The 13,824-nt window shown below is 44.2% G+C and carries 11 protein-coding genes; 6 read left to right on the forward strand and 5 right to left on the reverse strand.

The annotated features are described in order from the left end of the window. Positions 1-90: 90 nt before the first annotated feature. The 3 genes from HMPREF0999_RS11445 (at position 91) to HMPREF0999_RS22695 (ending at position 4,289) form a co-directional block, all read left to right on the forward strand. Positions 91-2,604 (forward strand): beta-N-acetylglucosaminidase domain-containing protein, encoded by a 2,514-nt coding sequence (locus tag HMPREF0999_RS11445; RefSeq protein WP_005856852.1) that lies wholly within the window; start codon positions 91-93, stop codon positions 2,602-2,604. A 168-nt stretch (positions 2,605-2,772) separates the two neighbouring features. Then, positions 2,773-3,411, forward strand: a complete 639-nt coding sequence (gene nth, locus HMPREF0999_RS11450; protein ID WP_008772131.1) for an endonuclease III — start codon at positions 2,773-2,775, stop codon at positions 3,409-3,411. Then, a complete protein-coding gene (locus HMPREF0999_RS22695) occupies positions 3,408-4,289 on the forward strand; it encodes a hypothetical protein (RefSeq protein WP_005856848.1) in 882 nt (293 codons plus the stop codon). The genes nth and HMPREF0999_RS22695 overlap by 4 nt, the downstream gene beginning before the upstream one ends. Here the strand turns inward: HMPREF0999_RS22695 and HMPREF0999_RS11460 are convergent. From HMPREF0999_RS11460 to murB, 4 genes are all read right to left on the reverse strand, one after another. Further along, complete coding sequence (locus tag HMPREF0999_RS11460; RefSeq protein ID WP_005856846.1) at positions 4,286-5,392, reverse strand: Wzz/FepE/Etk N-terminal domain-containing protein; 1,107 nt, start codon at positions 5,390-5,392, stop codon at positions 4,286-4,288. The two genes, HMPREF0999_RS22695 and HMPREF0999_RS11460, sit on opposite strands and share 4 nt — an antisense overlap. 6 nt (positions 5,393-5,398) lie before the next feature. Then, entirely contained in the window at positions 5,399-7,777 is a 2,379-nt protein-coding gene (locus tag HMPREF0999_RS11465) for an SLBB domain-containing protein (RefSeq protein WP_005856843.1), read from the reverse strand. 118 nt (positions 7,778-7,895) lie between these two features. Beyond that, positions 7,896-8,651, reverse strand: coding sequence for an MBL fold metallo-hydrolase (locus HMPREF0999_RS11470; RefSeq protein ID WP_005856841.1), 756 nt, complete (start codon positions 8,649-8,651; stop codon positions 7,896-7,898). Further along, positions 8,651-9,664: a UDP-N-acetylmuramate dehydrogenase gene (gene murB / locus HMPREF0999_RS11475; protein WP_008780580.1), complete on the reverse strand. Its 1,014-nt coding sequence runs from the start codon at positions 9,662-9,664 to the stop codon at positions 8,651-8,653. Before murB ends, HMPREF0999_RS11470 begins: the two co-directional genes overlap by 1 nt. Before the next feature lie 100 nt (positions 9,665-9,764). On the opposite strand from murB, the gene HMPREF0999_RS11480 reads away from it, so the two are divergent. The 3 genes from HMPREF0999_RS11480 (at position 9,765) to upp (ending at position 11,873) form a co-directional block, all read left to right on the forward strand. Continuing rightward, on the forward strand, positions 9,765-10,601 hold the full coding sequence (locus HMPREF0999_RS11480) for a hypothetical protein (protein ID WP_005856838.1): 837 nt from the start codon (positions 9,765-9,767) through the stop codon (positions 10,599-10,601). Between the two features lie 182 nt (positions 10,602-10,783). Beyond that, the gene (locus HMPREF0999_RS11485; protein WP_005856836.1) at positions 10,784-11,068 is read left to right on the forward strand and encodes an HU family DNA-binding protein; all 285 of its coding nucleotides are present in this window, start codon (positions 10,784-10,786) and stop codon (positions 11,066-11,068) included. Between the two features lie 151 nt (positions 11,069-11,219). Next, the gene (gene upp / locus HMPREF0999_RS11490; RefSeq protein ID WP_008780579.1) at positions 11,220-11,873 is read left to right on the forward strand and encodes a uracil phosphoribosyltransferase; all 654 of its coding nucleotides are present in this window, start codon (positions 11,220-11,222) and stop codon (positions 11,871-11,873) included. Here upp and HMPREF0999_RS11495 read toward each other — a convergent pair. Next, complete coding sequence (locus tag HMPREF0999_RS11495; protein WP_009275970.1) at positions 11,816-13,714, reverse strand: PAS domain-containing sensor histidine kinase; 1,899 nt, start codon at positions 13,712-13,714, stop codon at positions 11,816-11,818. The genes upp and HMPREF0999_RS11495 overlap by 58 nt on opposite strands. Between the last annotated feature and the right edge of the window lie 110 nt (positions 13,715-13,824).

Below are 13,824 nucleotides of genomic sequence, written 5' to 3' on the forward strand. Positions count from 1 at the left end.
GGAGGGCACGGAACAAATCTGTGTATTCCGTGTGCTCCGTGTTTAATTATTTCATACATTTACGAACGTTAACATTAAATCATATCGTATATGAAGACTCTAAAGTATTTACTCGCCACCATGCTCCTTCTAGGCGTTTGTAACCTAACGCATAGCCAAAAGCTATCCCTAGGAATCTTCCCCGAGCCCCAAGAGGTGACTATTTCCAGCCAAACATACGCACCGTCCCATGGATATACCCTACGGGGTATAAATAATCCGGACGCAGATGCGGTCAAACTACTTAAAGAAGCGCTACCTTTTGCTAAATCCGGCAAATCTCTCCCTTTAGAGATCAAGAAGCTAAAAGACAAAACTCCGGAAATGCAACGCTCAGGTGCCTATACGCTGACGATCACTAAAAAAGGTATCATGATCGGGATCGTAGACGATAATTCCTTGTTTTACGCCGCCCAAACCCTCAAGCAATTAGCTAAATATGACGAGGGTAAGAAGATCCTGCCTCTCTGCTCGATCAAGGACTATCCGGACGTATTATTCCGGGGTACCGTGGAAGGATTCTACGGACAGCCTTGGAGCCACGCCGACCGTATCGAGCAAATCCGCTTTTACGGAAGGATCAAGCTGAACACCTATATCTATGGTCCGAAAGATGATCCTTATCACAGCTCCCCCAACTGGCGCAAACCTTATCCCGCCGAGGAAGCCGAGCATATCAAGGAACTAGCGGAAGAGGCCACCCATAACAAAGTAAACTTCGTTTGGGCCATCCACCCGGGACAAGATATTCAATGGAACCTGACAGATAGCATGAACATCCTTTCCAAATTCGAGAAAATGTACGATTTGGGCGTACGCTCTTTCGCCGTTTTCTTCGATGATATATCCGGAGAGGGAGCCCGCCCGGAAAAGCAAGCCGGCTTATTGAATTACATCCATAAGGAGTTTATTACCAAGAAAAATGACGTGCAGCCCCTGATCATGTGCCCTACCGAATACAACCGCTCATGGGCTAAGACCGATTATCTGGATATCCTCGGTACCCAACTCGACCCCGCTATCCAAATCATGTGGACCGGAGACCGTGTCGTAGCCGATATCACGAAAGAAGGCGTCGAGTGGGTAAACAACCGTATCCGTCGTCCCGCCTATATCTGGTGGAACTTCCCCGTAAGCGATTATTGCCAAGATCATTTGTTGATGGGACCCGCCTACGGCCTAGATACGCAAGCCGCCGGCACCATGACCGGATTCGTATCCAATCCTATGGAATACGCCGAGGCTTCCAAGGTCGCTATATTCGGCGTTGGAATGTACACTTGGAATATCGAGAATTACGATCCTACACAGGCATGGAAAGACGCTTGCGACTTCATCATGCCGGAGGCCTCCATGGCTTTCCGCATTTTCTGCGAGCATAACTGCGATCCGGGTCCGAACGGACATCAATACCGCCGGGAAGAGTCCGCTAACTATGTGGCTCCTATCCAGACATTCCTCGCCGGATATAAGAAAAACACGTTCCCGGAGCAAAGCGCGAATCTTCTGGGAACCTTATTCGCTCAAATCACGGCTTCCCCGAGTATGATCTATAGCCAAAGTCCCAATAAACGCTTGATCGAGCAAATCAATCCATGGCTTATCCAATTCGAGTTCTTAGGAAAAGCCGGAACAAGCGCTCTGCATATGGCGCACGCTTGGTATGAGAAAGACCGGTCTTATACGTGGCAACGCTATCTGGAAACATCCGCTTTGCTAGATAGCATGAAACTGATAAACCGCACGCTGAACCAGAAGGCGCAGCCTAAAGGCGTGAAAGTCGGATCGAAAGTCTTACACCCTTTCATCGTAGACTTATACCGCCAGACAGGTCGTAACCTGCTATCTACGGACGGTATCGCCCCGGACGAGGTGAAGGTTAGCATCCCTTCCATATTCACGAATATCGACCAATTAAAGAGCCAGCCTTGTGCCGAGGGTGACAATACGGTCGGTTACGTTCCCCTATTCGAGGTAGTCAAGGTACAACCTAACCAATATCTGGGTATCGGCTGGGAAATCCAGAAAGAAGCGGAATCCTTCTGTTTCAATCTTCCGAAAAGCAACCAACCCGGACGGGTATTCGAGTGGTCCGCCGACGGAAAGAGCTGGAGCCTAATCCCTCATGTCTCCACGGAAAACGCTAAAGATACGATCCGCACCATCGACCCGAAAGCCCGTTATATCCGTATGCGAAATAACTCGGATCAGCAAATGGAGCTATACGTACTAGGATTCACGGCGACAACCAAACAAGACCCGCAAATCAATGAGGCTCTTATGATGTACGATATGAACCTAGATACGTATAAGAACTTGAACCCGGGAGAAATGATTCATATAAAATGTGATGATATCAACGCCGTATCTTTCTTCCTCTCCGGAAGTAACGAGAATCTGGTATCCATCACCGGCCTCTCCCAAGATGGCGAGAAAAACATCGTCTATCAAGGAAACGTAGGCTACATCAAATTAAATAAAACCATGTTCGAGGATTTCTCTTCTTTAGAAATCACCACAATAGGAAAAGAATCTATACATATCCACCAGATCGTTAGGGAATAATAAATAAAAAAGTACCGATTTCTTTCTCTCTTAGATGGAAGAAGGAGATCGGTACTTTTTTATTTATTCGTACAATTCGGGTGTATCTTATTTTTGGCACATCTCCGCTTGTATATTCCTATTAAAAGTTATACCTTTAGGATGCGAAAAACAGAAACCGAAAAAGCAATGCGAAAAGAAGAAAGGTATAAAGGCGTATTAAACTGGTTTAAGGAAAACGTACCGGTAGCCGAGACTGAACTACATTATGACGACCCCTATCAACTATTGATAGCGGTAATCCTATCCGCACAATGCACGGATAAGCGAGTGAATATGATCACACCTGCCCTGTTCGAGGCTTTCCCGACTCCTGAGGTAATGGCGGCTAGCACACCGGAAGTTGTCTTTGAATACATACGAAGCGTATCTTACCCGAACAATAAGGCTAAACATCTGGTAGGTATGGCGAAAATGCTGATAGAGGATTTCAAAGGCGTGGTTCCCTCCGATATTGATGAGCTACAAAAACTGCCGGGCGTAGGAAGAAAAACAGCGAACGTAATCGCATCCGTAGTATATGACAAGCCGGCCATGGCGGTGGATACGCACGTATTCCGTGTCTCCAACCGGATCGGCTTGACCAATAATAGCAAGACACCTTTGGAAACGGAAAAGGAGTTGGTGAAGAACATTCCGGAAGAATTGATCCCCATCGCCCATCACTGGTTGATATTGCATGGAAGATATGTTTGCCTCGCCCGGAAACCGAAATGTGAGGAATGCGGATTAAAGCCTTGGTGTAAACACTTCCTAAAGCAAACATGAGGATCAGCAAGAAAGACATAACGGCATTTTTTGTCTTGTTTCTGGGTACGATCGTATGCGTGAGGTACTTTTACAAGCATATGAACGACGAGCAATTTGTCGCTACGGTAGATCCCTATAGTTTGGTCGTTCCAAGCCCCACGGCAATTTTTGCCATCAATCGTCCTCCTGTATTCGAGAAGATGATACTACCCATGGAGAATATACGCAAGGCGTTCTCAGATCATACCCCCGCTATTTTCCTTTCTTTAATACGGCAAAATCTGGAATTATCGTCTTTCCTAATCGCTTATTATCCACAAGGGGATGTCTTGTACGCCCCTATGGATAGTCATACGGCAGAGCGTATTTTCAAGCAACTGGACGTCTCTTTCACTTTTCCGGCCCAGCAACGAGAGGAAACCTCCGTTCCTGTTAGATATTATCCTGATGTTGATAAGCATTTTCTAGGTTGTTACTACCACGAGGGTATATTCGTAGCGTCCTACAACCGAAGATTATTGGTAGAGACGGTGGAAAGGCAACAGACATACCCCGCACATGTCATTCCGGAACTAACAGATCTGATTCGTAAAAAAGGCAAGCGTGGCGCAATGAATCTCTTCATCAAAAGCGCCCCTTTACATTTACGGGTACAAATGAATGACTCGACGGAGTGGAGAATGAAAAATCAATGGTTGGCAATGGATTTATTCTATAATGAAGGAAGCCTTTGCTGCTTCAACGAGCAACCCTATGAGAAAGCCTTGGAGAACTTTTACCCCAATTTATGCGATACGATAACCACCCGGATCAATCGGCTATTCCCGCAAATAAAAACCACGACACAAGTCAGTCATGACGAGGCCGTGGCATATTTTACGGTTTGCGGGAATTAAGCTCCAGTCTCTTCTTTCTTGAAAGCTGCCACAAACATATCTTTTACGAATAAATATCCGATACATCCGAATAAAGCGAGGAAGACAAAACCGACCAAGATAAGTGCCTTCTTAGGAGAAGATGCTTTCAAAGGTACGGTAGCCGGCTCGATTACGGTATACACCGGAGTTTCTTCCTGTACACGCAATTTATCTTGCTCCAACTTCTGCGCCAACGTATTGTAAACATTAAACGTAAGGGTCATCTCATTCTTCAAACGTTCCTGCTCCGTACGGTAGCTGGAAGAGATAATATTACGGTTGGCATCCTCGAAAGCAGCGTACGCACGTTGCGCTTTATAATAAGCGTCACGTGACTCGCCAAATACCTTCTGGGTAAATTCCAAATCTTGCTTTACTTTCTGCGTACGATAATTCGTAATATAATTCTGGAGGTTTTCCAAAACGACCTTTGTCATCTGAGCGGAAATAACCGGGTCCTGCATCTGTACGGAAGCCGTGATAACCAAGGTCTTCTTGTCCACGGAAACAGAAACCCGCTCCTGCAAGGCCTTCACCACCTCTTCTTGATCCTTTGTCAAATGGTAAGGATTCAAGCCCTCAGACTCTTCCTCGTCACCGGAGATTAAACTCATTACCGCACCCAACGCCTTGAATGGAGCGGAGACAATATATCCCCACCAAGCCTTACGTTGATGTTCACTCATATAATCATACAATGTAGTGCTTAACTCCTTTTCCTTATCGGTAACCTCTACCGGAAACAATTCCAACAGAAACGGGGTACTCTGCACCACATCCGGATACAAATCCGGAGAGATCGCGTCCGCACCGGCAGCGGCATTCAGATTAATCCCAGCCATAGCAGCCAAACCGCCAAGACTAGATTTTTTTGCCGCATCCTGTGTCTCTGGTGCCAATTTCACCGTAGTTGTATATTCCTTGGGAATACTGAAAGCTACAATCAAACCTACTACCACCGCAATACCACAGCCTTTCAATAAGAACTTACGCTCTTTCCACAGTTTTTGCGCCAGTTCGATTAAATCGATCTCCTGCTCCTCAGGTAACTCTTGTCTTTTTATCTCGTTTATCGTATCCATGCCTGATTAGTTTTTAATCATGTTAACAATAGAGGTAATCATCGCAGCCATAGAGGTAGCGGAGCTACTGATACTCATGATCTCAGCCAAGCTTCGGCGCTCACGTTGCGTTTTCGTCGGAACTACGATCTCACAGCCCGGCTCCACTTTCGGATAACGCTTGAAAAAGATAGCGGTACGCTTCGTCGTAGCGACCTTACCATTCATATATATTACGATCGGATACTTACGTGCGATATCATTATAACCACCGGCTTGAGACAAGCAATCCATAACCGACATACCTTTCGTGTAAGTTACGCTGTTCGGATAAGTCACGGCTCCGCTCATCTTCACCGTACTTTGCATCTGCGGGATATAAAGCTCATCGCCGTCACGAAGCACAACGTCATCGATACTACCCGGATTTGCCAACGCTTTCTCTAAATCAATACCTACGGAATAGTCCTTCACATTCATCAACGCTACACCGATGGAATCCCGGCTTTGCTTATTCGCCTCACTTAAAGCCAGAAGGGTCTCCATGCGTTTCAATTCATCTTCTGTCAACTGACGTTTCAAGCTAGCACCTTTTACATAAGACTCTGGGGTAACTCCTCCCGCTTTCGCGATAATATCACTCAAGCGAGCGTTCTTCGTAGCCAATACATAGCTACCGGCAAAAGTGATCTCGCCGTTCACCTTCACGACCTGTTGCTCATGATACCCCGGGGAGAAACGAACATAAACCTCATCGAACGGCTCCAATGTGAAGATCGTATCTCCCGCATTCAACTTGAAGTCCTCACTCAACGAGAAGTTATATACATCGGCGATCCGGTTGACATTCTGATTGGAACTAGGATCCTTCACACGACGGGCTACCTCTACATTAATAGAAGAAGCGGACTCTCTTAAACCACCTGCCATCATGATAGCGTCTTCTATTGTCAAATTATGACGATACGGAAGCACCGTATCCGGATAATTCACGGCTCCGCCAACCTTGATCGTATAAGGTTCGCGCAAATCGAATAGGGAAGGAATGCTTAATTGGTCTTCCGCTTGCAACTCCACATCTGGAGCGGTACCGTTCAAGATACCACGAATATCCACGGCGATCATCGTAGTCGTGAAATCCGGATTCAAACGGGTAATCAAGGCACGGCCGGCGAACTCGTCTCCTTTAAGACCCGCGGCCTGTTTTACCAATTGCTTTACCGTACGAACCGACGGACTTAACTCATATTCTCCCGGACGCCATACAGCTCCCGTCACGACCAAACGATTCTCATAAAAAGGAATAACGGAATCTACCTGCAAAGAATCGCCATCCTGCATCACGAAAGAAGCGAACTTATCCTCCGAAACCGTAGAGATCTGGTAACGACTATCTGATTTACGCTTCACTTGTACGTCCTTCGTATAAGCGTCGCCGGTAAATCCGCCGGCCATATCCAGCAATTGCTTCAAGGTCTCGCCCTTGCGCAACTCGAAAATACGATTACGTTTCACCTTACCTCGAACCACCGCTAACTGGTCGTACGGGCCTACCATAATCATATCGTTCTCTTCCAAACGGACATTCGTTGTGTACTTTCCGTTCAATAAATAATCATATACGTCGAGATTAGCGATTTCCTTGCTATTACGATATACCTTGATGCTACGCAAAGAACCAATCTTATTCACACCACCGGCGGCATACAACGCATTAAATAATGTGGCGAATGAAGGTAATGTATACGTACCGGGAGCGACTACCTCGCCGACAATATTCACCTTCATGCTACGAATCTGGCTCAAACTGACGGAAACAAAGGTATTCCCCTCTCCCGAACCAGACAGCGTAGACATAATCTGGCTCAACTCCTGACGCAGACGAGTCTCAGCGCCAGCGATCGTCAATCCACTGACCGACACCGGACCTAAATTTGGTACAAGGATCGTACCGTCCGGAGAGATCTTTAATTTCAAGTTTAGCTCGGAATCTCCCCATACATTAATCAATAACTCATCACCAGCGGAAAGCACATAATCCTTAGGTGTAGGGATGTTTAAATCTGGGGCAAAAGATAAGTTCTTGTTTGAGAAGATTTCATGCCCGAATACGGTATTCTCCATGGCTGAAGCAGGAAGATTATTTCTACGTTGGGCTTCTAAGGATTGTCCTTCATCGATTACCGGCATTACCCGGTCGCTAACCTTCGCATCGGTAGCGGTAGCTTGAGATCCGACAGATCCCCCTTCTTGTTTCATACGCTTGGCTAATTCCTGCTGTATCTGCGTATCCGACATTCCAGCGGCTTTCGCCTTGTCAATCAAGTCTTGCGGAACCTGCGCATACACAGATCCCGACAGCAATAAGCAACATACGCATAGTACGTTCTTAAACGATAAATTCATACAGTCTATTATTGTTTTTTATTATATACCACCCCTGCTATAAGCGACTAACTTAAAAAAAGCAGCTATTCTCTAGATTTTCAGCTGGCAAAGATAAAGAATCTTTTTAATATATGGCTTAAAAAGTCACCGTTAATCCATCATATGAGTAATGTACATGCGGAGGCAACTCTTTTTCAACGACCGCATGCAACCCTATGCGATGACTCATATGGATTAAATAGGCCTCCTTGGGCTGGATACGGGATATATTCGCTAAGGCTTCCTCCAGACTCTCATGCGATTGATGCTCTCCTTTCCGAAGAGCATCAATAACCAATACATCAAGGTTTTCCAACTTAGCGTACTCCTCTTCCGGAAGATATTTAAGGTCGGTCAAGTAAGCCATATTGCCGATACGGAAACCTAAGATCGGCAGCTTAGCGTGCATTACACGAATGGGAGTGATCATGACACCGGCGGCCTCAAACGGTTTCGTCCCGATCGTATGCAATACCAAATTAGGCACTCCCGGATATTTATGCTCCCGGAACACATAAGGAATGCGAGTTTTTATCGCCTCCACGACATTGTCTTCCGCATAAATATCCACATCTTTATACCGACCAAAAGGACGTAGGTCATCTAAGCCACCTACATGATCGTAGTGCTCATGGGTTACTAAAACGGCGTCAAAATGGTAAATCTTATTGGTTATCATTTGCCAACGGAAGTCCGGACCACAATCGATCAATATCCGTTTCCCTTCCGTCTCTACCAAGATCGAGGCCCGTAGACGCCAATCACGGGGGTCTTTACTAGTACATACCTCACATTGGCAACCTATCTCAGGATTGCCCGTAGACGTTCCTGTTCCTAAAAAAACGATTTTCATTATCCGACATATTTAACCTCAGGCATAAGCTCTATACCGAAACGATCTTTTACGGCGGTACGAATGCTCTCCGCGACCAACGCGATCTCATCCCCCCGGGCATCTCCTAAATTCACTAATACCAACGCTTGTTTCTCGTAAACACCTACCGACCCATGGTTTTTACCCTTAAACCCACATTGCTCGATCAACCAACCGGCCGGAACCTTGATCTTTCCTTCCGAAGCGGGATAAGACGGGATTTCCGGGAATTGCTTTTTCAATTTCTCAAAATGCTCTGCCGTAATTATCGGGTTCATAAAGAAACTGCCTGCGTTGCCTAATACTTCAGGATCGGGAAGCTTCTGCCTGCGAATTGTTATGACAGCCTCACGGATCGTTTCCAAAGTAACTTCCGGATATTTCGTCAACTCCTCCTTTAAGTTCCCATAATTAACTGAAAAACCAGGGTTCTTGGATAGTCGAAGCGTGATATAAGTTATGATGTGGGGGTCATGATGTTCATTCTTGAAATAACTATTACGATATCCATATTCACAATCCGAATTCGTAAAAGTCCGTTTCTCGAATGTCAACTGGTTATAAGCCTCCACGCTCTCGATCACATCCTTGATCTCCATGCCATAAGCCCCGATGTTCTGGATAGCGGCAGCGCCCGCCTCACCGGGTATTAAAGAAAGATTCTCTATACCTCCCCAACCTTTCGATACGGCGTATGCCACGACATCATCCCAGATCTCCGCAGCCCCGACACGAAGCGATACATACTCGTCCGTTTCCGCCGAGATAGAAATCCCCTTGATTCGGGAATGGATGATAATGCCATTATAATCGTTGATGAACAATAGATTGCTCCCGCCTCCTATATGCAAGGATAAACATTCCTGAAAGTATTCATCATGTAAGATTCGTTGCAACTCCTCCTCCGTCTCATACTCCATGAACCAACGTGTCTTTACTGGGAGATGGAACGTATTGTGTTTCTCCAACGAATAATTCTGCTCTATTCTCATCGTCTATTTTATTTTTAGGGCAAAAGTAGTCATAAATAACTCATCCGCAAATTATGTAGTTCCGGATTTTTTCAGTAGATTTGTATATAGAGTTGATCGTATGGATGAGAACACGTCCGGCATATCCGGTGAAATACAGAAGATGATCCTCGACAAGTTAAACACGTTCAATCGAGGAAAAACGTCAGACAAAGGGCGGTACTACATTCTTTTGCCTACCTCAAAGACCTTATATTATACGCTTTGGTTCTTTACGCCTTCGGCCACTTATCATCCGACGGTCTATTTGGCGAATCTCGACTTGAATGCCATCAGCTCGGTGAATAAGGCGATTAAGATGGTAAGCAACTCCTTTCTACCTTTATTTATAACGACAGATATCAAAGACTCTCCCGATAATGGAGACGATATTATTTCTTTCGGTAAATACAGAGGATACCATTTGCATGACATCTATACGATCGATCCCCGATACGTCGTTTGGATAGCCGATAAATATGAACCTCACGTAAAAAGCGAGATGCGTTTTAAAGAGTTAGCGGTGACCTACAGTAAAATCTATCTCGACCTACAGACCCGTAAAAAATATAAAATGCCTGTAAGCCGCTTTGTAGGAACACCGGGAGAAAAATTGAGCGATTTAAAGTTAACAATCACAAAAGTCCGCATTGAAGACGATTCTTACAAGACACAGATTATCCGTGGTACCGAATATTTCTATGTAGATCAATTGCTCACGGCCGTGGACATCGCCGGAAATTACTTCTTATTGAGGATAAAAGCGAAAGATCGTAGTCTTACCACGCAAACGTTGCCACCGGGCGCTCATGCTTTCCAAGTAGGGGAAAAATTGACTTTGACTTCCGCTAAAGTCTTAAAACATATAGAATCCCGTACTATCAAGTACACACGAATCGGGTATATCAAGATTCAATAAATGTTTCGAAATTCGCAAACAGACACATTATTAACATTTTTTGTTCTTAAAAATGTAACAAACATCTGTAGGCCTTGTTTAATAAGAAACTCAAATGCAAATGTATCTTTGCAAAACGTAACTATAAAACCAGCTTCAAAGTGTACATTTGTAGTGTTTAACAATTTAAAAAATTTGCATTTATGAACAAAGCAGAACTTATAGAGGCTTTAGCAGACAAGACCGGGTTACAAAAGCAAGAAGCAAAGAAAGTATTGGATGCTTACATCGAGATCGTAACTGAGCGTATGTCTGAAAATGAGGAAATCGTACTTGTCGGATTTGGAACACTGATCCCAAGACCGCAAACACAGCGTCTTGCCAGAAATCCTAAAACAGGTACTCCGGTAATGATCCCCGCTCGTACGACCGTAAAATTCAAACCGGGTAAATTCCTCCTTGAGGCGATGAATGCCCACCTGAAATAATAAAGTCACCGAAAACGTAGTAAAAATATCCCCGGTAAGGGGATAAAAAATCATAAGTATGAAATCTTTCATTTATAAGTATGAATGAAAAATTTCATACTTATGATTTTTAGTGTCCGGAAATGATTACTTTTGGGCTCAAAAAAGACTCATGAGAATCGTTAATCTTGGAGACACCAATTCCATATTAAACAAGTTCGTAGCCGAACTTAGAGATGTAGATATACAAAAAGACAGCCTTCGCTTCCGTCGCAATGTCGAGCGTATCGGAGAAATCATGGCTTACGAGATCAGTAAGGAATTTCATTACAGTACGAAAGACATCCAGTCCCCGCTAGGTATAGCCCCGATGAATACGCCGGACGATCAAATCGTGATTAGTACGATCTTGCGTGCCGGGCTTCCATTCCACCAAGGTTTCCTTCGGTATCTGGATAATGCGGAGAACGCTTTCGTATCCGCTTACCGCAAATATAAAGACCGTTTGAATTTTGATATTCATATCGAATATATCGCCTCTCCTCGCTTAACAGGTAAAACCTTGATCATATCCGACCCGATGTTGGCCACCGGAAGTTCTATGGAATTGGCGTATGAGGCCCTGTTGACCAAAGGAGTACCCGGCCATGTACACGTAGCCTCCATCATCTCAAGCAAACAAGCCTTGGAATACTTGCAGAAGAAAATGCCGGATGACAAGACTACAATCTGGATCGCCGCATTAGATAATGACCTCGACGATCATTCTTATATCGTTCCCGGATTAGGCGATGCAGGAGATTTAGCGTTCGGCGAGAAGGAATAGAGATGTGTAAACCAAAACGTACTGCCTTTGCCCAACTCGGAATTTACACCGATCCGACCACCTAGTCTATTTACGATGGTCTCGCAAATAGATAGCCCCAAGCCCGTACCTTGTTTAAACGTATTTCCTTTATAGAAACGATCAAAGATATGGGCTTGTATCTCTTGGCTCATGCCATCCCCCGTATCAGTCACGGAGAATTTTATCTCATCACCTATGATCTCGTAAGCTAAGATGATACAACCTTCGCTCGTATACTTGATCGCATTGTTAAGGAAATTGGAAATTACCTGCGTCAGCCGCATACGATCGCTATAGATTTGGCATTCCGGTGAATCTTTGGGAGCAATCAGAGCTACGTTATCGGGCATCTTAATACGGAAAGAGGTCACGATCTCATTGATCACCTCTTTTATGCTCATATCGGCGAACTTGAAATCCATCGTACCAGATTCAATTTTTGCCAAATCTAGAATATCACTGATCAATTGAAGCAACATCCGATTATTGCTATCGATGATTTCCACAAACTCATGCCTCTCCTCGGGATCATCCGTTTCCGCCAATAATTGAGAAAAACCGACAATGGCATTTAATGGCGTACGAATCTCATGACTCATATTCGCTAGGAAGGCAGACTTCAAACGATCCAGTTCTTCCGCCCTTTCCCTTTTCAATTGAGAGTCCTTTAACTCCGTGATATCATAATTAATACAGATCATCTCCGGTTTATTCGGGTCTACGCTTTGAGGGTTACGGGTGATATTGGCGCAAATCCATTTCCATCCGTCACCAGACTTCACACGCACTTCCCTACGGAAATGATGCGCTTTACCCTGTTTCACCTCCTCAAAGAATGAGTTTATATATCCAGCGTCGTTCGGATGAATATAAGAATAAATCCCAATAATTTGGGACAAGGGGGTTCCATCCTTCTCTCCCATATTCTCATACCATTGCTTAATGGCATAGCCCTCAAAGGTATATAAGTCATAAAGGGCATAACCGACTTTAGCGTATACGCTGACCAAGGTAAATACATTCTCAAACTCAGAAATACGGTTATAGGCGATCATCTTTTCCGTATTATCCAAATTAATAAGTAAATAGCTGGAAGGTTCACCTCTTTGGTCATATAAAATACTGGCCTTGGTAACGATATCCAACTCGCCTACTTTCGAGGTGTTATAATAATCATCGACCTTCTTAAACGAATAATTCAGCCGGAAATTCACGGATTTATTCTCCTTGAGTTTCTTGATCACATCTTTAGGCAGAATCGGGTTGCTAAAAATATTGACTCCTAAAACGTCCTTCTTTGACCGGATACCGAATATCTCCATATCCTTTGCGTTCAGATCAATCAAGTAACCGTCCCTGTCATAAAGCTCGACTCCCACAGGTAAATTTACATACAGCTTTCGGAAGATCATTTCATTATGATCGATCATCTTACTAATCTTTTCCTCTTTCAGTTTGAAATTAGGTAAAATCTGTAATATGCCCAACGCTTTTACGCACACTCCGTTATTCAACTTACGCTCACATAATCTGGAGCGTACCCATTTTTCCCCAGTCGGTGTTATTATCGGAAATATTTGCTCATTCGTATCGACAGATTGGATCGATAAAAAATCCGTAGTAATCAGATCCCTAAAGTCTTCCCGGATTATATAGTAAAATTCAAAAAAAGAGAGATTATTCCCCTTCTTCCCAAATATACTCATTAAATAATCGGAACAGATATAACTTCTTTGAACAAAATCGGCTTCCCACAAGCCAACTTCCGCCCTATCCAATAACAATTTACATTGATCCAATTGAGTCTGTATATCCTCCATAAAAATATCCCTTCCGATAAAATTACACTATGATTTCACAAAGATATAATTTAAATAGTATAAATCCTCTATAATAAAAAAGAGATTGTCTCGAATAACTCAAGACAATC

This window comes from Parabacteroides sp. D25 (assembly GCF_000307475.1).
GTDB classification, from domain to species: Bacteria; Bacteroidota; Bacteroidia; order Bacteroidales; family Tannerellaceae; genus Parabacteroides; species Parabacteroides distasonis.